Here is a 22740-nt window from a genome sequence, read left to right as displayed (position 1 = left end):
TTTTCCGGAGGAGTAGACCATGCGTAAATTGACCCTGGCCCTGGTGGCCGTTCTTGGCCTGTCACTGGCGACGGGCGTGGCGGCGGCTACGCCGGAGGAATGCCAGGAGGCCCTGGGCAAGTTCAAGGAACTGGGTAACGTCACCAGCCTGCTGGGTGAGTCCCATGGCTACGCGATCCTGCCGACCATCGGCAAGGGCGGCATCGGCATCGGCGGCGCCACCGGCAAGGGCTGCGTTTACAAGGGTGACAGCTTTGAGGGCGAAGTCCGCATGACCCAGGTCTCCATTGGCCTGCAGTTGGGCGGCCAGGCCTACAGCCAGCTGATCCTGCTGAAGAATTCAGAGATCTACGACGAATTCGTCGGCGGCAGCTTCGAATTCGGTGCAGACGCGAACGCGGTCGCACTCACTTACGGCGCCTCTGCGACCGCAGGTACCCAGGGCAATAGCGCCGGTGTGTCCGCCACGGAAAGCTCAGGTACCGGCGTAGGTGAGTGGCGCCGCGGCATGGCGGTGTTCACGCTGGCCAAGGGCGGGTTGATGTACCAGGCCGCGATTGCCGGCCAGAAGTACAAGTTCAAGGCCAAGTAATCCCCAGCCCGGCGCGTCAGGGTTCCAGGCGCGCCGGGTCAATCACCACGTGGCGGATGCGCTGTCGCGCCACGGTGTACGTGATGTGTACCCGACCGTCGCCGGACTGGATGACGGCCGGGTAGGCATAGCCTTCCCGCAGCGCTACTTCCTCGATATCCATTACCCGCCGCCAGCGGATGCCATCGTCTGATAGTGCGATCGACAGCGGGTAGCGCGGACCCTTGCCCGGTGTAGCCGGGTTATGGGCCGAGTGGTTGTAGACCAGCAACTGACGACCGTCGGCCAGAGTCACCGCGTCGGTGCCGGCGTTCGGGTTGGGCAGCTCGATGGCCGCCATCGGCGACCAGGTCTTGCCGCGATCGGACGACCAGCTGGCTGCCAGCGTCCCCTGGCGGCTTCGGGCCACGGCCTGCAGCCGGCCGTCGGCGTGGTAGAGGATGCTCGGCTGGATGGTGTCGATGCCCGGTCCGGGGTCCACGGTGGGCCCCGCGGTCCAGGTTGCACCCTGGTCCTCGCTGCGCTCGAAGCGCAGGCGCCAGCCTTCCGGCCCCTCGGTGCTCGACGGCGCGATCCATGCCCCCATGCCCGAGATCACCGGCTTGTTCTTGATCGGCCCCAGCAGGCCATCGGGCAGGCGCCGCGCCTCGCTCCAGGTCTCGCCGCCATCGTCGGACGTCTTCAGCACGCCCCACCATTCCTGCGGGTTGGGACCCACCTTGTAGAACAGGTGCAGAGGGCCGCCGTCCGGCTGGAACAGCACCGGGTTCCAGGTGGGCAGCTGGCTGCCGTCGGCCTGCCGGCCATCGGCGACCGCCACCGCGGGCTGCCACCCATCGCCGTCATGATGGGCCACGTAGATGGCGACCTCAGGGTGCTTCTCGTGCAGGCCACCGAACCAGGCCGCGACCAGCTGGCCATCGGATGTCTCGACAATGGTCGAGGCGTGGCTTTGCGGGTACGGCGCGTCGGCGTTAATGGTCGCGCGCTGAAGTATGGCGTCATCGGCCTGCGTGATCGTGGAGAGCACGGCGGACAGGCCCAGGCAAGCCAGTATCAGGGGTGCACGGGCCATCACGACGCCGGCGCCTTTTCCAGCCCCAGGATCAGCGACCATTCCTTTTCACTGACCGGCAGAATCGACAGCCGGTTACCGCGCTTGTTCAGCTGGAAGTCCTGCAGTTCCGGGTGGGCTTTGAGTTCCTTCAGGGTGATCTCGCGCGCCAGCTTGCGTTCGAACTTGACGTCGCGGAGCAGCCAGCGCGGGTTGTCCGGGTCGCTGCCGGCATCGAAGTACTTGCTGCTGGCATCGAACTGGGTCGGGTCGGGATAAGCCTCGCTGACGATGGTCATGATGCCCACGGCGGCCGGGGTCTTGCAGGCCGAGTGGTAGAACAGGGCCATGTCGCCCACGGCCATGTCGTCGCGGATCATGTTGCGCACCTGGTAGTTGCGGATGCCGTCCCAGGGCTCGACACCATCGCGTTCCAGGTCGTCGATGCTGTAGCCGTCGGGTTCGGATTTCATCAGCCAGTAGGCCATTCGGTTCTCCTATCGTGTGGATTTCGCGCGCGCGTTGAGCAGGGCGCCCTGGATGTCTTCCAGTCGCAGTCGGCGGGTATCGATGCCGTTGCGCGCCAGCAGCGCGGCTGAGGCCGCCAGGGCGATCATGATCACCGTCGCCGCCAGCGTGACGTTGTCAAACAGCCCGGCCACGCCGGCGAGCGCGCCGACGATGCCGCCGGCCTTGGAACTCGCCGCGACCATGCCGGCACCGGTGCCGCGCAGGTGAACGGGATAAATTTCCGAGGCATACGGTATCAGCATCGCGATGACGCCGCTGGCACTGACCAGTAACAGGGCGATGGACGCGCCCAGCAGCACCGTCGTGGTGTCGACCAGCGCGTAGGCCAGGCTCACCGCAAGCAGCGCCAGCGCCGTGAGCACGATAAAGCTCACCAGTGTCTTGATGCTGCTCCAGCCGTGATACAGCCAGACCACCAGCACCACGCCGGGCAGCGCCAGTAGCGCCGACTGCGCGATCAGTGCGTTGGCCTGCTGATCCAGGCCGGTGGCGCGCAGGTTGGTGGGCAGCCACAGCAGGAAGCCGAAGTTCACCAGGCCCCAGGCCAGGCCGGCAACCAGCAGCCCCAGCGTGACGCCGGAATAGGGCGCGCGCCACAGTTCGCGCCAGTTGCCCGTGCGGGACTCCGGCACGGCCTCGGTGACCACGGCGGCGCTGTCGTGCTCATGGTCACCGCAGAAGCGCTGCAGGACTTCGCGGGCCTGGTGGTTCAGGCCTTTGCTGACCAGGTAGCGCGGCGATTCCGGGATGTAACGGTTCAGGATGATCAGCAGCAGGCCGGTCGGCAGTCCCAGCATCCACAGGATGCGCCAGCTAAACAGCGGCTCCAGTAGCGCGGCCGCGCCCGAGGCGACCAGGAAGCCGGCGCCGGTGCCCAGGCCGCCGAGTGCCACCAGCAGCCAGCCGCGGTGATGAGCGGGTACGGTCTCGGCCATCAGCGTGAAGGTGATTGGCAGCAGGCCACCGGCCGACAGTCCCATCAGGAAGCACATCGTCAGGTTCCAGCCAAAATCCGGCATGGCGCCACAGATGGCGGTGCCGATAAACATCAGCGCGGAAAGCAGGATGGCGGCGCGGCGGCCGAACACGTCGGCCAGCACGCCCCAGAGCACCGAGCCGATGGCGGTGCCGGTCAGCGCCACCAGCGCCAGTGTGCCGGCCGCCTGGCTGTTGATGCCGTACTCGGTGGCCAGGCCCGGCATGACGAAGCCCAGCGTCGCCGGCTTCATCACGTCCACGGTGACGGCCACGAACAGCGCCGCCACCAGGGTCCAGTGGGCACGGTTCAGCGAGACCTCGTCGGCCACGTGAAAATGGACGCTTACCGGGTCGTGCCGGCGCAACTGCGCCAGCCGGGGCATCAGGCCGTAGAACGCCATGGCCAGGCCAACGGGGATCAGCCCCATGCCCACCCACATCGTCGTGCTCATGGGCATGCCGGCCATGTGGTAGCCCATCGGCGCGGCGTGGATGAACATCGGCAGGTGCGCGAGCACGCCTACGGTGATGCCCAGGCAGCCAAGCCAGAATGCGAGCGGGTGGTGGAAGGACAGGCCTTGCGTTGTTCTTGTCATGGCCGGCGTATCTTACCGACAAGTAGCGCGTTTGTGGATGTCAGTCGCGGGTGACCGAGCCGCGCCCGCGCCGCACCCAGGCCCAGGCCAAGACCGGGATGGACACACCGGCGGCAACGGCCGCGACGGTATCGGCGCCGCCGTCATCCAGCAGCGCCCAGACCAGGCCGACCAAGCTGGCCACAAACAGCAGCAGCGGAACGGCGAAGATGGTCCAGAGCGAACGCCGGCCGTTCATGCCGCTGCTCCAGCGTTGTCTGCTCCGGCCAGGTCGGCGAGCCGCTGGCGCGGCTGGCGTCGCTTCTTAAGCCACAGGTACAGGCCACTGACCAAAACGATGATGGTGATGATGTCGAGGATGGCCCAGACGATCTTCAGCAGCAGGCCGCCGTAGTCGCCAAAATGCAGCGGCCGCGACAGCGACAGCGTCTTCACCCACCAGGGCATGGCGCGCAGGCCTTCGAAGTCACCGGTGGCCGCGTCGATCAGCGCCGGCGTGATCATCCGCTCGGTGGCCGGCGAGCGGCCGTGGAAGAACACCGCGTAATGCGAGTCGGTGGAAAAGCCGCTGCCGGGGAAGGCCACGAACTGCAGTTCCATGTCCGGCGCCTCGACCATGGCGCGGTTGACTGCCGCGTCCAGCGAGGCGAATTCATCCGGGGCAGGGCGCTGGTCGTTCTCGGCCACCAGGTCGGCCAGTTCGTTGTAGCGCCAGGCGTCGATAATCGGTGTTTCGAGCGTGTTGATGATGCCGGTGATGCCCACCACCAGCACCCAGGCCACGGTCACCACGCCCATCAGGTTATGCCAGTCCAGCCACTTCACCTGTTTGGAGCGGTCGCGGCGGACCGTGCCGAAGTCCAGCTTGCGCATGAACGGCGCGTACAGCACCACGCCGGAGACCACGGCGATGACAAACAGCAGGCCCATCGCGCCAAGGAACAGCATGCCGGGCAGGCCCAGGAACAGGTCGGTGTGGAGTTGAAGCAGGAAATGCATGACGCCTTCGCCGACATCCGCAGGTGGCACGAGGTCACCGCTGGTGCGGTCAAAGCTGGCGAAATACATTTCTGAGCCCGGCGCGTCGGCCGAAGGGCCGGTGGTCACGTTCACCACCGGCCGTTCGATATCGAAGCTCATGAAAATCGGCACTTCGCCCGGCCGGTCTTCCAGCGCCACGGCCAGCAACTGGTCCAGGTCCAGCCACTCGCCGTCCGGGTGGGCCGGCGTCCACGCATCCGGGTTCAGCGCGCCGTCAATCTCGTCGTGAAAGATCAGCGGCAGGCCGGTGATGCAGAGCATCAACAGAAATACCGTGCACACCAGGCTGGACCACTTGTGGGTCCAGCTCCAGGCGCGGGTCACCGAGGGTTTCATGCGTGGCGCCTGTGCTCAGAAGTCGATCGATGCCGACACGGCGTAGGTGCGCGGTGAGCCCAGGATCAGGTAGTTGGCGCCGGGGAAGCCGCCGGTGGAGGCCCAGTAGGACTCGTCGGTGACGTTGTCGACACGCGCCCGGAAGGTCAGGGCGCGGGCGTCCCAGTTGACCACGTAGCGTGCGCCGATATCCAGGCGGGTCCACGCGTCCAGCTCGATGGTGTTGGCCGTGTTGACGTACTGGTCGCCGGTGTAGACCACGCGGCCGTCGACAATCAGGCCGTCGGTGCCGGGGATGGTCCAGTCCACGTTCAGGTTGGTCTGGAATTCCGGCACGCCGATGACGGTGTTGCCCTGGTCAATGCCGTCCTGGGTGCGCTTGAGCTCGGCATCCACCCAGGTGGCGCCGCCCAGCAGCCGCAGGCCCGGAATGGGCTCGCCGAAGACACTCAGCTCGACACCCGTGTTTTGCTGCTCGCCGGAGGCCTGGAAGACGTTGTCGACGACAATCGCGTTGGGCCGGTTCAGCGTGAACACGCTGGCCGTGCCACCGAAGTCACCGCCGTCCCACTTCACGCCGATCTCGGCCTGCTCGCCGGTAAACGGCTCCAGCACCTCGCCGGCGTTGTCGATAGGCACGCCGCCGCTGTTGGCCGGGGCGATGGCGCCGGGCTGCAGGCTTTCCATGTAGTTGCCGTACAGCGACCAGGCATCGCCCAGGCGCCAGACGATACCGCCGGCCGGCGACACCTTGTCGTCGGCATAGCCTGACAGGAATGCGCCGGTGTTGTAGTCGAACGACTGCGTCTCGATGTCCTGGTGACGCAGGCCCACGGTGACCAGCAGCTGGCCATCCAGGAACGCCAGCGTGTCGGCCAGCGCCAGGCTCCTGTTGTCGACCTTTTCGGTGGTCAGCGGGCTGTTCATGTCACCGCCGACGAAGAAGTCGGGGGCCGGCGGCGCCACGGCCACTGGGTTGTACAGGTTGCTTGCGAAGGTGTCGACGAAGCTGGAAAACGCGTAGGCGTTCTTCGAATCCGAATCGATCACCGAGCCCGACAGCACCACGCTGTGGCCCACGGAACCGGTGTCGAACCCGGCGCGCAGGCCGGCGTCGGCGGAGAAGATGGAATCCTCGCGGACGTTGTCGAAGCGGTAGGCCGAAAGGTTGCCGTCGGCATCGCTGCGCGGGTTGGCCAGCACGTTGTTCTCTTCGCCTTCGCGACCACCCACGGCCAGCCAGCCGGAGAAGGTGTCGGTAAAGTCGAACTCGCCACGGACCACGCCGAACAGTTGCTCTTCGTCGGAGAAGGTCCACGGCTGGGCGTAGTTGGTGTCCGCGGACGGCGGTTCCGGGATTTCACCCAGCGGGGTCACCTGCGGCCGCGGCGCGTCGATGCGGTTGTCCTGCCAGCCCAGGTCGGCGGAGAAGCGGAAGCGCTCGCCGGCGTAATCGGTGCCGATGGAGAACACGTTCATGTCGCGGTCCTGGCCGTCCACCGAGGTCTCGCCGTCACGCAGCGCGGCGTTGAAGCGCACGCCCCAGGCATCGGCGGCGCCGAAGCGCTCGCCCACGTCCACGGCGGCGTACAGCTGGCTGGCATTCTCGTAGCCCAGCGTGCCACGCAGCACGCCGGCCTCCGGCGCGCGCTTGGGCACCAGGTTGATGGTGCCGCCCACGCCACTGCCACCCGGCGCCGCGCCGTTGATAAAGGCGTTGGCGCCACGGAACACTTCCACGCGCTCCAGCAGTTCGGCGGCCACGTACTGGCGCGGCAGGATGCCGAACAGGCCGTTCAGGGTCAGGTCGTCGGAGTACACCGGGAAGCCGCGCACCACGTAGACCTCCTGGAAGTTGCCGAAGCCCTTGGCCACGCGCACCACCGGGTCGTTCTGCAGCACATCGCCAACGCTGTCGGACTGCTGCGCCTCGATCAGCTGCTGGGTGAACGCGGTGCCGGTGAACGGCGCGTCCATGAAGTCGAGGTTGCCGAGCAGGCCGGCACGGCCACCGCGGGCGACCTGCTCGCCGGCGTAGGTGGGCGTCAGTTCAACCTGCGACGCCACGCCGGTGACGATCACTTCTTCGAGAACGGGGTCGTCACCATCCGTCTGCGCAAGGGCTGGGGCGGAAAGGGCGCACGCGACGGCGAGGGAAATCAGTGAAACAGGGGTGGGGCTCAAAAAACGCACGGCAATGACTCCAGGTCAGCTGCTCAAATTGAAGCCGCGCATTGTAAATGAGAACCATTCTCACAACAATCCCCGTCACGCGTCACCGCAATTTAGCGCTGGGGCGACAATCATCTTATGCTATGTGACATTGGCGCTGCCGGAATTCGTGCCCGGCCGCCGCTCAACCAAACAGGAGGGGAACCTGATGAAGACCTGTGCTCTTGGTGCATTGCTGCTGATTCTGTCCATGGCGGCCACGCCGGCTATCGCTGACGACCTGACAAAGATGGTGCAGACCGACCTGGTCGCGCTGGGTTACACGCCCGGTAACACCAACGGCGACATGGACACGGCGACCATCGTCGCGATTTCCAAGTTCCAGTCCGAGAACGACCTGGAAGTGACCGGCGAGCCGTCACCGCAGCTGGCTGGCATCTTGAAGGCGAAGCTCAGCGGCGGTGCCACACCGGCCGCGCAGACCGTGGCGCCGGCGCCAAGGCAAAGGACCGAGGCGGAGTTGCAGGCTGCACAGCAGGCCTGCATCCAGGAGAAAGTGGCCGCGGCGCAGGAAGCGCAGAAGAAGAAGCGCGGTTTCGGCCGGCTGCTCAATGCCGCGGCACGCACGGCCGGGCGATTTGGCAATAACGATGTCTACCAGGTCAGCCGTGATATCTATGACGTCAACGCCACCGTGGATGACGTCAACGCCGCGGCCAAGGACCTGGGTATCAGCGAGTCGGAGCTGGAGGAGTGTCGCAACCCGCCAGGTTGATAGGTCAACGCGATTTTTGGCCACGAATTTTGCTAAGGGTTTTGCGTGCTTGCGAACACGTCCATATAATGAACCACAATTAAGAACAACCGACACACACGGAAGTGAAATTGGGCATTCGCGGCCGCCAATCCAGGACTGTCACCGGTATCATTGCCGGCGTGTGTCTTGCCGCGTGCGTTGCCGGCCCGGCCTGGGCCCAGGGTGATGCCTGGTACAACGACGTTTCCGATTTCGAAGTCACCGCCTTCGATCCCCGCTATCACGACGACCCCAACCTGTGGCTGGGCGACCTGGGCCTGTTCGGGCTTGGGATCAATGGTGTGCTGGCGCAGCCGTTCAATATCGGTACTGTTGGCCTGGCTCGCAAGGAAGACCCCAACGAGATGTCGTCCGGCGTCAGGGTCAGTGGCACCGCCGGCGAGTGGAAGGTCAACATGCTGGGTGTGCAATCGACCGACGCCACCGGCACCTCTGCCAGCGACGCGTTCATCGCGCGCTTCTCGCGCTCACTGGCCGAGGACCTGCAGCTGGGCGTGATCCTGACCGCCGGCGACCCGGACCAGGACCTGGACGCCCACACCGTGGGTGTCGACCTGAAATACAGAACGCTGGGAAATATTGAAGGCCAGGCCTGGCTGCAGAAAACCCACACCGAACTGTTCAACGAAAACGAGGCCGGCCGGGATGACAACGCCTGGGGCCTGCACCTGAACTACCCCGGCAAGCAGCATCGCGCCAGCGCTTGGTACCAGCACTTTGGTGACGACTTCGACCCGGCGCTGGGCTCAGTCAGCCGCCCCGGAGTCGACGACGCCAGTTTCCAGTACGCCTTTCGCCACACCATGCCTGATGGCAGCGACTGGCAGCTGGGCCACAATTTCAATGCCCGCGATATCCAGGCGCTCAGCACCGATGAGGCCTCGCGCGCGCTGAACCTGACCCTGCTCGACGCGCGCGATGCCTCGGGCGACAACTGGACCCTGTTCGTCAGCCAGAACGACGAGGTGCTGGTCAACGGCTACGACCTGGTCAATCACCTGCCTATCGCCGCCGGACAGTACAACTACGCCCGCTACGGCATGGGCTTCGACACCAGCCGCTTCGACAACTGGATGCTGGGCGTACGCGTGATTCAGGGCGACTACCTGGGCGGCCAGCGCGATGACGTGCAGTTCCGCGGCGACTGGCAGGCCGCCGAGTGGCTGCGCCTGAACGCAGAGTACGCCGTCGAGGCCCACAAGCAGCCCGTGGGCCAGTTCACCGCGCGCAAGTTCACGCTGCGTTCCACGGTGGCGCTGGCACCGGGCTGGTCGTTCTCACCGCTGGTACAGGTCAACAACATCAGCGACCAGGTGGGCATGAACGCCAACCTGCGCTGGAACACCGGTTTCGGCCGCGACCTGTTTCTGACCTGGAACCGCACGCTGCTGCGAAATTTCGAAGATCGACTGGTCGCGCCGCCCAACGACTCCGTATTGAAGGGCATGTACCGCGTCCGCTTCTGAATTTTTTTCAACGCTTTATTTAACACTCCCTTAAAGAATGGTTTACACTTGGCGCACAATTCGGCCGGGGGGCTAGGCGTTGTCAGGGTGATCACCCTGGCGCTGTCTGCTTTTCTTTTGTTCACAGCCGGTTGAAAACCAAACAGGAAAGTCCTGTCAGAGGAGATATTTAAGAATGTCATTTTCAATGAATGAAGAGCCAAGGAAGCTGCCGCGTTTCCTGCTCGCACTGGCACTCAGCGCTGTCGTTCACGGCGCCTGGGCCCAGGACGATGCGGATACCGACAGTGACGACGCCCAGACGACCGAAGACGCCAACGACACCGACCTGGGTCGTGTTGAAGTCACCGGTTCTCTGATCAAGCGTGAAAACTTCACGTCCACGTCACCGATGCAGGTCATCGATGCCGAATCACAGTTCCAGGCTGGCCAGCTCAGCGTTGCCGATATGCTGCAGCAGAGCACGGTTGCCGCGGGCACCACGCAGTTGAACAACCAGTTCAGCGGTTTCGTCATCCAGGGCGGTACCGGTAACGAGACCCTGAACCTTCGTGGCCTGGGCGCTGACCGCTCCCTGGTGCTGATCAACGGCCGTCGCCCGGGTGCCAGTGGCACGCGTGGCCAGACCGGCCCCTTTGACCTGAACGCCATTCCGGATATCGCTACGCAGCGCCTGGAAATCGTGCTGGACGGTTCTTCATCCATTTACGGTTCTGACGCCATCGCGGGTGTGGCCAACATCATCACCCGTCGCTCTGTCGACCAGACCGAACTGACGGCGACCATGGAAGCACCGTTTGAGAGCGGTGGTGAGTTCTACCGCGTCGGTGTCATTACCGGCCTGAACTTCGACAAGGGTTCCGTGATGCTGTCCGCACAGTGGGACAAGCAGGAAGAACTGACCATCGGCGATCGTTCCTACCTGGAATGCCCGCAGGATCTGTACTGGGGCACCGATGGCCAGCGTATCGATCGTGAGAACCGTTCTCCGGTCGACCTGTCCGACAACGGCTTCGGCTGTAACAACCTGTACTTCAACACCGTGCTGGACGCCACCGGCCAGTTTGGTCGCCTGGTCCCGACCGCCGATGGTTCCACCGTTGGCCCGCTGCCGGGTTACGCCCCGCGCTACAGTGGTCGTTACGACGTCGACGGTGCGGCCTGGTTTGAAGACATCCTGGACGCCGAGTTCCTGCGTTCTGAAAGGGCCATCAACGAGCGTGAGCGCAGCAACATCTACGCCACGGCCGACTACAGCTTCGATTTCTGGGGCGGTGTCGACTGGGACGCGGAATTCCTGTGGAGCAACCGTCAGACCACCGCAGAAGGCTGGCGCCAGTTCTTCCCCGTGGTTTATGGCGCGGCCGTCGGCTTCCCGTACCCGGATGACCCGTCTTACAACCCGCCCGTGTTCGGCCAGCCGGTTATGCCGTACCCGTCGAACTACTCTGCGGATATCGACTTCTACTACTTCACCACCGGCCTGGAAGGCGTGCTGCCCACCGATAACTACTGGAGCTGGCAGGCATACGCGTCCTACTCCTACTCGGATGGTAGCTACACCAACAACGCTATCCTGAACTCGCAGTCAGGTGACATTCGTTTCGATACGTCACCGCCGCGTGTGGACTACTTCTCACCGGGTATCCTGGGTGGGCAGGACATGCAGCAGCTGATCGACGCCGTGGGCACCGACGTTACGGGTAACACCGTGTACGACCAGTTCCAGGTGACGGCCATCATGTCTGGTGAACTGTTCCAGCTGCCGGCCGGTTACCTGGCGTCTGCGTTTGGTATCGAATACCGCAGCTTCGGCATCGACGACCAGCCCAGCCAGGCGTCACAGAACTCTGACCTCTGGGGTTCGACCTCCGCGCTCGTGACGGAAGGTACCAATGACGTGATCGAGGCCTTCGGCGAGCTGGATATTCCGCTGCTGGCCGGTATGACCGGTTTCGAAAGCCTGGACCTGAACGTTTCTGCCCGTGCCTTTGATTACAAGGACGGTGGTAGCGACTGGGTCTGGAAAGCCGGCCTGAACTGGCAGGTGACCCCGTCAATCCGTCTGCGCACGACCGCCGGTACGTCCTACCGCGCGCCGAGCCTGTACCAGCTGTACCTGGGTGATGAAACCTCATTCGGTGACCAGCTCGGTATCGACCCGTGTATTGACTGGATCAACAGCACCAACGACAACATCCGTGCTAACTGTGCGGCCGACGGTATCCCGCAGGACTACTCTGGTTTCCCGTCATCCTCTGCCCTGATCTACTCGGGTGGTGGTGCTGGCAACCTGAACCCGGAAACGTCTGACTCCTTTACGGTCGGCATGGTGTGGACGCCTGAGTTCACTGACCTGAACGTGTCTGTGGACTACTACGAGACCACCGTGAACGATCAGATCAGCAGCCTGGGTGCGAGCGGCATTGTTGCCGGTTGCTACTCTGGCGATAACTTCCCGAACGCGTTCTGTAACCTGTTTACGCGTGTGCCGGGCAGTGACCTGAACCGTCCGTACAACATCGACGAGGTCTACGACCAGTTCGTTAACATCAACAAGCAGACCATTGATGGTGTTGATATTACGGCGACCTGGAGCGGCGACTTCGACTTCGGTACGATCCGCCTGGAAGGTAACAGCTCTTTCTACCTGGAGAACGTGTACGAACTGTTCGCGCCGGGTTCTGTTGCCGGATTCGACCAGACCGACTACGTCGGCAGCGTCGGTTCACCGGATAACGTGAGCAACTTCCGCGCCAACCTGGATCGTCACGACTGGACGTTTACCTACTTCCTGCAGTACGTGTCTGAAACCGATCAGTCTGATTTCGCAGACGAAATCACCACCTACTTCGGTTACGCGGACGCGCGCCAGGACATCACCATGGATGCAGCGCTGTACCACAACCTCTCGGTCTTCTACGAGCAGGACAAGTGGGACCTCCTGGTGGGTATCAACAACCTGTTCGACGAAGAGCCGGACTTCGTGTCTTCAGGCGCTGGCCTGTCACGTCGCGGCAACGTGCCGGTTTCTGCAAGCCAGTACGACCTGCTGGGTCGTCGCCTGTGGGTTCGTCTGAACTGGAGGCTGTAATCGCTTAGCTTTATCGGCGATACTTTCTGGCGGCGCTTCGGCGCCGCCAGTCATTTGGGGAGAAAGAAACTGATGATCAGCAAGACATTGCGGCCGCTGCTGGCGGCCTGCCTGGGGCTTTCCACGGCCCCCGTGTTGGCGAAGCCCATTCCGGTGGAGTCATTCGCCAAGTTACCCAATATTTCATCGGTATCGATGAGTACCGATGGCAAACAACTGGTCGCGATTGTCGCCGCGCCGGGCAGTAACAACCAGGACACGGCGGTCGCCACCTGGGACGTTGACAACCTGTCCAAAGGGCCCGTCGTCACGCCCAGCGGTGACCGCATGAAGTTCATTGCTGCGAACGCGATGAAAGCGGATCGCATCCTGGTCGCCGCCCGGCAGGAATGGTCGGGCCACCTGGCCGGCTGCGGTGAAGGCAACCTGCGTGGCTCGACCGATACCTTTGTGTTCAAGAACTACCTGACTGATGGTGCGCACAAGGAGTTCGACGAGGCATTCGCCGGCAGTACTCGCGGCATTAATGTCAGTGATGCGGTTCAGCGTTGCCTGGAACTGGCCGGCAGCGCCAACCTGGTCAGCAACCTGCCGCTGGACCCCAGCAAGGTCATCATTTCGCGCGTCGATACGGGTTCATTCCAGAGCGACTATTACCTGTACGACCTGAAGAATGACCGCGCGGAACTGCTTTTCAAGGGCAACCGCTCCGAAACACCGGGCCTGTTTCACCCGCGGGATGGCCACGTGGTTACGCGCAATGAAACCGAGGCCATGGGCAATGATGTTTTCGAGCTGCGCGTCCTGATTCTCGACCCGGCCACGGGCGAGTTCAGCATTCACGACAAGCTGACGACGCTGCTGCACGAGCGCTACTCGGTGAATGTTGTCGGTATCGATGATGAAACCGGCAAGCTTTATGTCCTGACTGACCAGTTCTCCGACCTGGTGCAGGCCTGGATGTACGACCCGAAGACCCGGGAGTTTGACGCCGAGCCTCTTGTCGCGCACCCGCGCTTTTCCATTGCCGGCCTTGGCTTCGGTACGCAACCGAGCAACTTTAACCAGCTGGTGAGCTTTGCTGTCGACGGCCTGGAAATGGAAGTGACCTACGTGGATGGGGACCTGCGTTCCATTCACGAGGGCCTGAAGCAGGCGTTTCCGGGCAAGACGGTGCGGATCATTGACTACAACGACGGCCTGTCACGCGTCCTGTTCAGCACTGGCAACGCGCAGACGCCCACGGCCTATCACCTGGTGGAAGACCGCCAGAAGGTCACCAACCTGGGCAACAGCCGGCCCTGGATCAATCCGGAGGATATCGGCGAACAGCGTTGGGTGACCTACACCGCGCGGGACGGCATGGAGATCCCCGGCATTCTCGACCTGCCAGCGGGCTGGAGCAAGGAAGATGGCCCCCTGCCGACACTCATTCACCCGCACGGTGGGCCCTGGTCGCGTGACCGCGGGGGCTGGGACGGTTCCGGCTGGGTGCCGCTGCTGACCTCGCGGGGCTACGCGGTTCTGCGTCCGCAGTATCGTGGTTCCAGCGGCCTGGGTCGCAAGCTCTGGCTGGCCGGCGACAAGCAGTGGGGCCTGGCCATGCAGGACGACAAGGACGATGGCGCCCAGTGGTTGGTTGACCAGGGCATCGCCGACCCCGAGCGTCTGGCCATCTTCGGATACTCCTACGGCGGTTTTGCCTCGGTCGCCGCGGTCGTTCGCCCCAACAGCCCGTACCAGTGCGCGATTGCCGGCGGCCCCGTGGCCAACCTGGCGAAGCTCGGTAACACCTGGAGTGAAAACCGCCTGCAGCGCATCCTCCAGGGACGCACGGTGACCGGTATGGACCCGATGGCCAACGCCGACAAGGCCAACATTCCGCTGCTGATGTTCACTGGCGACCGCGATGTGCGTACGCCGGACTGGCACGCCACGGACTTTGAAAAGGCCGTGCGTGACAAGATCGACGTGACTTTCGTGTCGATCCCGGACATGCCGCACAGCATGCCGTGGTACTACAGCCACTTCGACCAGACGCTCAACCTGATCGTCGACTTCCTTGAAGACGACTGCGGCCCGGGCGGTCTCTAACGGGTAACGCCCAGGTCGGGTGACGGACAGTCGGTTTTCAGGGCGCGCTCAAGCCCATCCCTGGGGCGCTCATCGGCGGCCATCCATGGCCGCCGAAGGCCCTGAAAACCGACCATCCGTCACCCGCCAACCGTCGCCCGTCACACCCCACCACTAGTGCAACACCGCCCCACGGTGTTGACTCCCCCGTCACGCGTAACGCGTAACGCGTCACCCGTCACCCGGTGGTCGGCGCAACTGCGTTGCCTGCTCGAAGGCGTAGGCGATGGCGATAAGGCCGGCGTCTGACCAGGCCGTACCGAAAAGCGAGACGCCGATGGGCAGGCCGCTGACGAAGCCGGCCGGGACAGTGATGTTCGGGTAGCCGGAGATGGCGGCCCAGGAACTGCTGCCGATGCTGAAAGTGTCGCCGTTGACCGGGTCGGTGAGCCAGGCGGGGCCGTTGGTGGGGGCCAGCAAGGCGTCGAGGTCGTTGGCGTCCAGTGCGCTGTCGATGGCGCCCCGGGTGATGCGGCGGCCGGTCGCCAGCGCCTCGGTGTAAGTCGGGTCGTCCAGGTCGCCCTTGGCCTGGGCCAGTTCGAAGATCTCCTGCCCGAACAAGGGCATCACCGTGTCGGCGTTGGCCTTGTTGAAGGCAATCAGCTCTTCCAGCGAGGCGTAGGGCGCGCCCGCGTCCTGCAGGTAGGTGGCCAGGTCGGCTTTCAGTTCATACAGCAGGACCTCCCACTCCGCGGCGCCGGCGCCGTCGGTATGCAACTCGATATCGACCACCGTGGCGCCAGCGGCTTCCATGGCGCTGATGGCGCTCTGCAACACCGCGTCGACCCCGGGGTGGGCGCCGGCGCCGGGGTAGTTGCGCACCACGCCAATACGCTTTCCTTCCAATGTGGCGTCTTCCAGGGCGTCCAGCAGCGAGCCGGTCTGCTCCGTTGAAATCGCCATCGCGTCGAGCAGCAGAGCGGCGTCGCGGACGGTGCGGGCCATGGGGCCGGCCGTGTCCTGGCTGTGGGCGATGGGGATGATGCCATCCTGGCTCACCAGGCCCAGGGTGGGCTTGATGCCGACAATACCGTTGGTGCCGGCGGGGCAGACGATGGAACCGTCGGTCTCCGTGCCCACCGACAGCACGACCAGGTTGGCCGCCACGGCGGCCGCCGAGCCGCTCGATGAGCCGCAGGGGTTTCGGGCCGTGTCATAGGGGTTGCGCGTCTGGCCGCCCAGGCTGCTCCAGCCGCTGGAAGAGCGCGTGGAGCGGATGTTGGCCCACTCGCTCAGGTTGGCCTTGCCCAGGATCACCACGCCGGCGTCGCGCAGTCGGGTGACCAGTTGAGCATCGTCGGGCGCGCGAAATTCAACCAGCGCCAGCGACCCCGCTGTTGTCGCCATGGCATCGCCGGTGTCGATATTCGCCTTCAGAACCACCGGGATCCCATGCAGCGGCCCGCGTGGGCCGGTCTCGGCGCGCTCGCGGTCAAGCGCGGCGGCAATGGCCTCGGCATCCGGGTTGGTCTCGATGATGGCGTTGATGCCGGGGTCGACACGCTCGATCCGGTCGAGGTAGTGACGGGTGATGTCCACCGAGTCCAGTTCGCCGCCTGTCATGGCCGCCTGCAGTTCGTCGACCGTGATCTCGTTGAAGCGGCGGTCCTGCCGGTCAACGTCGGGGGTGCTTGCGCAGGCTGCCAGCACGAGAGCGCAGGCAGTGGCGACGAGGGCGGGTTGGTGGAGTGTCCTGGGTCGAATCATGTCACGGGCTCCCTGGGTGGTGGCATGCGCGGTGGTGATGCGGCAATGTATCATCAACAGCGCTGACAACGTTGTCGTTCAAAACCATAGACGAGGCTCAACATGACACGATGGTCTTTACGGCGGGTCTTTGCCGCTTCCATGACCCTGCTCCTTACCGCGGCTGGCATCGCGCACGCGGATACGGCCCCGGGTGAACGAATCCAGGTCAACCAGGTGGGCTTCCACCCCGCCGCGCCCAAGGTGGCCGTGGTGGAGACCGGCTCGGCACGTCCGTTCACCGTGGTTGACTCAGAAAGCGGTGAGGCGGTGTTCAGCGGCGAAACGACGGAATCTGCGCAATGGCCGTTCTCGTCGGGCGACGTGGCGTTGGCCGATTTTTCCGGATTGCGCGCGCCGGGGCGGTACCGGGTCGAGGTGGAAGGCATCGGTGCCTCGCACGCGTTCAATATTGGTGACGCGGTCTACGCCGCCCTGAGTGACGCCGCCACCAAGGCCTATTACTACAACCGCGCCAGCACGGCATTGCCGGAAGCGTTCGCGGGCCGCTGGGCGCGCGCGGCCGGGCATCCGGACACCCAGGTGATGATTCACGCCTCGGCGGCCTCGGCCGAGCGCCCCAGCGGCAGCGTGATTGCCTCGCCCAGGGGCTGGTATGACGCCGGCGATTACGGCAAGTACATCGTCAACTCGGGCATCTCCACGTACACGCTGCTGGCGGCCCTGGAACGTGATCCCGGGCGCTACGCGGCGCGCGAGCTGGGCATACCCGAAAGCGGCAACGGCGTGCCCGACCTGCTGGACGAGGTCATGTGGAACATCGACTGGATGCTGACCATGCAGGATCCGAACGACGGCGGCGTGTACCACAAGCTGACGACCCTGAATTTCGTCGGCGAGGTGATGCCCGCGGACACGCACGAGCAGCGCTACGTGGTGCAGAAAGGCACGGCGGCGGCGCTGAACTTTGCCGCGGTCATGGCCGTGGCCAGCCGCGTGGTCGGCGCCTACGAGACCACCTACCCGGGGCGTGCCGCTGAGATGCTGGCCGCCGCCGAGCGGGCCTGGCAATGGGCGCAGGCCCATCCCGACCTGCCGTACCGGCAGCCCGATGATGTGAAGACGGGGGGTTACGGCGACCGTGAGTTCAGCGATGAATTCGCCTGGGCGGCGGCGGAGATGTTCATCACCACCGGCGACAGCCGCTACTGGGAGGCGGTCGATTTCGCCGCCACCGGGGCGGCGGTGCCGGGCTGGTCGCAGGTCTCCGGGCTGGCCTGGATGTCGCTGGCGCGGCATGCCGGCGAGCTGGCCGACGCCGCTGACACCGCGTTGATCGGCAACCGCATCGTCGAACTGGCCGATGCCGTCATGGCGACCGGTCGGCAGTCGGCCTGGGGCGTGCCGCTGGAGAAGAGCGATTTCGTCTGGGGCAGCAACTCCGTGGTCCTGAACCGCGCCATGATGTTGTTGCAGGCCTACGACCTGGCGGGCAATGTGGATTACCTGGACGGTGCACAGGCGCTGCTGGACTGGGTACTTGGCCGCAATCCCACGGGTTACAGTTTCGTCACCGGTCATGGCGGCAAGACGCCGATGCATATTCACCACCGGCCGTCGCAGGCTGACGGCGTGGTTGACCCGGTGCCCGGCTTCGTCGCCGGCGGGCCGCAGCCGGGCCAGCAGGACAAGTGCGAGTATCCGTCAAAGATGGCGGCGGAATCGTATGTCGATCACTGGTGCAGCTATTCAACCAATGAAATCACCATCAACTGGAACGCGCCGATGGTGTACGTGACGGGTGTGCTGGAATCGATCAACGCCGCGCGCTGATCATTCCTTTTCGGCGGCCTCGTCGAGCAGGTTCTGGCCGTCGGCGGCCTCGCGTTCCAGTGCCGGTGCGATTTCATCCTGGCTGCGCGTGTCGGCGCCCTTGGGCTGTTCGCTGGCGGCAAGCTGCGTCGGGCGCACAGGCCGGGGCGCCACGGTGTCGTTGGGGGTTGACTCAGCACCGGCTTTCGGTGAAAGCATCTTGATGTTGTAGATGGGTTCGGGCATGACGATATCGGCCTCGTCGAAGGCTTCCTTGACCTGGCGGATGGCCTCGGAGCGCACACGGCCGAAATCATATTCACGCTGGTCTACCCAGCCGAACACGCGCAGGATGACGCTGGAATCACCCAGCTCCATGACCAGGCAGAACGGCGCCGGGTCATCGAGCACGCCGTCGATGCCGCCAACGATGCGCTCTGCGAGGGACTGAACAGGCAGCAGCTCCAGTTCCACGTCGACACCGACATCGAACTGGAAGCGGCGCTGTGGATTGCGCGAGTAGTTGACCATTTCGGCCTTGAACACGGTCGCGTTGGGAATGCGCACGTGATTGCCCTCCGGCGTAATCAGGACCGTCGCCCGGGAGGTCAGGCGGGTGACCTTGCCCAGGTGGTCGCCAATGTGCACCAGGTCGTTTGGCTCGAATGGCTGGCGCACGGACAGCAGCACCGAGGCGATGTAGTTCTCGATCAGGTCGCGGAAGGCAAAACCGATGGCCAGCGTGGCGACACCGGCGGCACCCAGCACGGCACCGACCAGCGCGGTCAACTCCAGCAGGTCGAGCACGAACAGCATGGCGCCGACCATGACCACGGCGCGGACGAGCTGGCGGACGATGTCGGCCATGAAAGGATTCTGTCGCAGTCGTCGGCCGATCCACTCGCGGGTACTCAGCCAGCGGGCGAACACCCAGGCAAGCCACAGGATGACCAGGCCAACAATCAGCAGCGGCAGGCTGTAGACGACCCGCATCGTGCGCTCTTCAAACCGCGCCATGGCCGGTCCGATACGGTCGCCCAGGCTGGTGCTGACGGCCAGGTTGTCCTGTACATCCAGTACCCCTTCGAAACGCGACCCCAGGTCGATGGCCCGCTCACGCAGTTCTTCCGATACCACCTCCCCGGAAAGCGTGACGATGCCAGAATCGACTTCGACCCGAACGGGTTCCAGGCCATCCACATGGTCATAGGCCTGGCTGATCCTGTCGGCGAGCGCGGTGTCCTGCTCGCTGGTCGTGTTCGCCCCTGGCGCCTCCTGTACCTGGGCAAAGCCGAGCTGCGCGACTAGCACCAGGAGACAGGCCAATGGCCACCATCTGCGCGAATTGTTCGGTGTTCGTGTGTGCATGGGACCTACGCTACTGCAATTTCCGTCGGCGGTCACGGCGATCTGCTGATAGGATATGCATGGAAGATGCGTTAATTTATTTCAGGGATATAAAAACTTAATCAGACGTTCAGGGGGATCACCATGTCCAGAACCGTATCGGCCCGCCTTCGCGCGGGGCTCCTCGTTTTTGCTTGCACGTTCGTATCCGGCACCGCGTTCGCGGCCCCGGCTTCACCCAAACCCTTCCAGGAAGTCCAGCCCGACGGCTCGGTCATTACGCTGTACGTGCGCGGTGACGAGCACTTCAACTGGATGGAAGACACCCAGGGCTACACCGTGGTGCGCAATGGCCGCTGGTTCGAGTATGGCCAGCGTGGTGCCTCCGGGCGGGTGAACCCGAACGGCCTGGTGGTGGGGCGGGACAACCCGCGCGCCGCGGGGCTGGGCAAGCGCGTCATGCCCAGCGCGGCGGTGCGGGGCCAGTCCGCGCTGCGCGTCAACGGCCAGGTGGTCAACCAGCCGGGTTCGGCCGCGCCTGACGCCATTGCGCCGCTGGGTACGGTCAAGAACCTGGTCGTGCTGATCCGTTTCGCCGACCATGTCGGCCGCAGCCTGCCCAGCGTGTCCGACATGGACGTGTTATTCAATTCGATCGGCGGTGACCCGTCGCTGGCGCCCACGGGCAGCATCCGTGACGTCTATTTTGAGAATTCCTACGGCCAACTGGACCTGGTGTCCGACATCAACCCCGGCATCGGCGGCTGGATCACCGTGTCACAGTCCGAGGCCTACTACGCCAACGGCAACTCGGGTGACTCGACCCTTTGGCAGGCCCTGCGCGAAGCGCTGGATGACCTGGACGACGTGATCGATTTTGGTGACTACGACACCGACAACGACGGCCGCATCGATTCGATCGCCTTCATCCACTCCGGTTACGGTGCGGAGTGGGGCGGCAGCGACGCCTACGGCGCCTCGCAGGCGAACCGCATCTGGTCGCACCGCTGGGCCATCCAGCCGCAGTGGAACTCCAATGACGGCGTTTCGGTTTACGATTACCACATCAGCCCGGGCGTCTGGGGTACATCGGGCTCGGCCATCGGCCGCATCGGCGTGATCGCGCACGAGACCGGTCACTTCTTCGGCCTGCCGGACCTGTATGACACCTCCGGCTCCGGCGAGGGCATCGGTTCCTGGGGCCTGATGGCGAACTCCTGGGACTTCAATGGCTCCCAGCTGTGCCCGCCGCACTTCTCCCCGTGGTCGAAGACCAACCTGGGCTGGTACACGCCGACGGTGATCAGCGACCCCGGCGAATACACGCTGCGCCAGGCCGAGAGTTTCCCGGATGTCTATCGCATCGACCAGGGCTTCCCCAGCAACGAATACCTGCTGGTGGAAAACCGCCAGGACGCCGGCTTCGACTGTTCGATTCCGCAGGGTGGCCTGGTGATCTGGCATATCGATAACGAAGCCGGCTACAACACCGAGGGCTTCCCCGGCCAGTCCGGCTGGCCGGCCAACGGCAACCACTACCGCGTGGCGGTGCTGCAGGCCGATGGTGATTACGACCTGGAGCGCAGCAACAACCGCGGTGATTCCACCGATGCCCACCACGCCGCCGGCGTGGACGCGATCGGCCCGGGGCCGGGCAACCACCCCAACACCGATACCTACCAGGACGGCATCATCGCCTCGACCGGAATTACCATTTCCGATATCTCGGCCTCGTCGGCCAGCATGACCTTCTGCCTGAACGGCTGTGCGCCACCGGTGCCGCCAGCTGACCCCAGCGGCTTCAGCGCATCGGCCGCATCCGCCAGCCGCATCGACCTGGCCTGGAGCGACAACGCCGACAACGAGAACGGCTACCGCCTGGAGCGTTCGCCGAACGGTTCCAGTGGCTGGAGCGTGATCGCCAGCCTGGGCGCGAACACCAGTGGCTACAGCGACACCGGCCTGGCGGCCAGTACCACGTATTTCTACCGCGTCGCCGCGTTCAACGGTGCGGGTGATTCCGCCTACGCGGGTGGCAGCGCCACCACCGATGCGCCGCCGCCGTTCGTGGACTACACCGCCGTGTCGCAGAGCAATTCGGAAGGCTCCGTCAGTGGCGGAATCGGCGCCACCCATGATGACGACGGCAACGCGCAGTCGATCACCGAGCAGCAATCCGGCGGAAACCCGCGCAAGCGTCGCAGCTCGCTGTCGCATACCTGGGTGTTCGATATCGAGGCCGGCAACAGCACGACCCTGACCGCCAATGCCTGGAGCGGTGGTTCCAGTGACAACGATGACTTCCAGTTCCAGTGGTCTGCCGATGGCAGCAGCTACACGAACGCCTTCGTTGTCTCGTCCACGAATTCCGCCAATACCCAGGTCGCGGCCCTGCCGGGCGGCCTGTCGGGCAGCGTGTGGGTTCGCGTAATCGACACCGACAACAGCCAGGGCAACAGCGCCCAGGACACGGTCCATGTCGACCAGCTGGTGATCCGCGTGGACAACACGCCGGTGACACCGCCGGTGGCACCGTCGGGCCTGGGCACCAGCGCGGTTGCGCATGACCGGGTCGATATCGGCTGGACTGACAACGCGGGTGATGAGACCGGCTACGAGGTGCAGCGCGCCAACGGTGGCGGGTTCAGTACCGTCGCCACCCTGGGTGCGAACACCACGGCCTGGAGCGACACCGGCGTCAGCGCCGAGACCACCTACAGCTACCGCGTGCGGGCGCTGAAGGGCGCCGAGACCTCGGCATGGAGCAACACCGCCTCGGCCACCACGCCGGAAGCGCCGGCGCAGACGCTGTCACTGTCGGCCAACGGCTTCAAGGTGAAGGGTCGCCAGCAGGTAGACCTGAACTGGAGTGGTTCAACGGCCGCCAGCGTCGATATCTACCGCGACGGCAGCCTGCTGACCACCACGGCGAACGACGGCTTCCATAACGACAACATCGGCGCCAAGGGCGGCGCGACCTACCAGTACCAGGTCTGCAACGCCGGCACCTCGACCTGCTCCGGCACGGTCACGGTCGTGTTCTGACGCCGCGCTAACCGAAGCA

At 64.5% G+C, this 22740-nt stretch carries 15 protein-coding genes; 7 read left to right on the top strand and 8 right to left on the bottom strand.

Annotation, left to right across the window (positions count from 1 at the left end; all coding sequences use genetic code 11):
* Positions 1–19: 19 nt before the first annotated feature.
* A complete protein-coding gene (locus F3N42_RS05940) occupies positions 20–592 on the top strand; it encodes a YSC84-related protein (protein WP_150863474.1) in 573 nt (190 codons plus the stop codon).
* A 16-nt stretch (positions 593–608) separates the two neighbouring features.
* On the opposite strand, the gene F3N42_RS05935 is transcribed toward F3N42_RS05940, so the two are convergent.
* From F3N42_RS05935 to F3N42_RS05910, 6 genes are read right to left on the bottom strand one after another with little or no spacing between them, the layout of a single operon-like run.
* Positions 609–1667 carry a sialidase family protein gene (locus tag F3N42_RS05935; RefSeq protein ID WP_150863473.1) on the bottom strand — a complete coding sequence of 353 codons (1059 nt, stop codon included), beginning with the start codon at positions 1665–1667 and terminating at the stop codon, positions 609–611.
* Complete coding sequence (locus tag F3N42_RS05930; protein ID WP_150863472.1) at positions 1667–2134, bottom strand: EVE domain-containing protein; 468 nt, start codon at positions 2132–2134, stop codon at positions 1667–1669. Before F3N42_RS05930 ends, F3N42_RS05935 begins: the two co-directional genes overlap by 1 nt.
* A 9-nt stretch (positions 2135–2143) precedes the next feature.
* Positions 2144–3751 (bottom strand): MFS transporter, encoded by a 1608-nt coding sequence (locus F3N42_RS05925; RefSeq protein ID WP_150863471.1) that lies wholly within the window; start codon positions 3749–3751, stop codon positions 2144–2146.
* Positions 3752–3791: 40 nt separating this feature from the next.
* Complete coding sequence (locus tag F3N42_RS05920) at positions 3792–3989, bottom strand: hypothetical protein (RefSeq protein ID WP_150863470.1); 198 nt, start codon at positions 3987–3989, stop codon at positions 3792–3794.
* Positions 3986–5128 (bottom strand): PepSY-associated TM helix domain-containing protein, encoded by a 1143-nt coding sequence (locus F3N42_RS05915; protein WP_150863469.1) that lies wholly within the window; start codon positions 5126–5128, stop codon positions 3986–3988. The genes F3N42_RS05920 and F3N42_RS05915 overlap by 4 nt, the downstream gene beginning before the upstream one ends.
* A 15-nt stretch (positions 5129–5143) precedes the next feature.
* Positions 5144–7321: a TonB-dependent receptor gene (locus F3N42_RS05910; protein ID WP_224784756.1), complete on the bottom strand. Its 2178-nt coding sequence runs from the start codon at positions 7319–7321 to the stop codon at positions 5144–5146.
* Between the two features lie 187 nt (positions 7322–7508).
* Here F3N42_RS05910 and F3N42_RS05905 point away from each other — a divergent pair, with 187 nt between their 5' ends.
* From F3N42_RS05905 to F3N42_RS05890, 4 genes are all read left to right on the top strand, one after another.
* Positions 7509–8075 carry a peptidoglycan-binding domain-containing protein gene (locus F3N42_RS05905; protein WP_191621255.1) on the top strand — a complete coding sequence of 189 codons (567 nt, stop codon included), beginning with the start codon at positions 7509–7511 and terminating at the stop codon, positions 8073–8075.
* A gap of 110 nt (positions 8076–8185) precedes the next feature.
* Entirely contained in the window at positions 8186–9583 is a 1398-nt protein-coding gene (locus tag F3N42_RS05900; RefSeq protein ID WP_150863467.1) for a hypothetical protein, read from the top strand.
* A 175-nt stretch (positions 9584–9758) separates the two neighbouring features.
* The gene (locus F3N42_RS05895; RefSeq protein ID WP_150863466.1) at positions 9759–12677 is read left to right on the top strand and encodes a TonB-dependent receptor plug domain-containing protein; all 2919 of its coding nucleotides are present in this window, start codon (positions 9759–9761) and stop codon (positions 12675–12677) included.
* Positions 12678–12749: 72 nt separating this feature from the next.
* Entirely contained in the window at positions 12750–14771 is a 2022-nt protein-coding gene (locus tag F3N42_RS05890; RefSeq protein ID WP_150863465.1) for a S9 family peptidase, read from the top strand.
* Between the two features lie 210 nt (positions 14772–14981).
* On the opposite strand, the gene F3N42_RS05885 is transcribed toward F3N42_RS05890, so the two are convergent.
* Positions 14982–16517, bottom strand: a complete 1536-nt coding sequence (locus tag F3N42_RS05885) for an amidase (protein ID WP_150863464.1) — start codon at positions 16515–16517, stop codon at positions 14982–14984.
* 141 nt (positions 16518–16658) lie between these two features.
* On the opposite strand from F3N42_RS05885, the gene F3N42_RS05880 reads away from it, so the two are divergent.
* Positions 16659–18350 carry a glycoside hydrolase family 9 protein gene (locus F3N42_RS05880; protein WP_150863463.1) on the top strand — a complete coding sequence of 564 codons (1692 nt, stop codon included), beginning with the start codon at positions 16659–16661 and terminating at the stop codon, positions 18348–18350.
* Here F3N42_RS05880 and F3N42_RS05875 read toward each other — a convergent pair whose 3' ends face one another.
* Positions 18351–19655, bottom strand: a complete 1305-nt coding sequence (locus tag F3N42_RS05875; RefSeq protein WP_191621253.1) for a mechanosensitive ion channel family protein — start codon at positions 19653–19655, stop codon at positions 18351–18353.
* A 165-nt stretch (positions 19656–19820) separates the two neighbouring features.
* Here F3N42_RS05875 and F3N42_RS05870 point away from each other — a divergent pair, with 165 nt between their 5' ends.
* Entirely contained in the window at positions 19821–22721 is a 2901-nt protein-coding gene (locus F3N42_RS05870) for a M6 family metalloprotease domain-containing protein (RefSeq protein ID WP_150863461.1), read from the top strand.
* The last annotated feature ends 19 nt before the right edge of the window (positions 22722–22740 follow it).

Origin of the sequence: Marinihelvus fidelis, assembly GCF_008725655.1 — a bacterium.
GTDB lineage: Bacteria > Pseudomonadota > Gammaproteobacteria > Xanthomonadales > SZUA-36 > Marinihelvus > Marinihelvus fidelis.
This window is presented reverse-complemented; position numbering and strand designations above follow the sequence as displayed.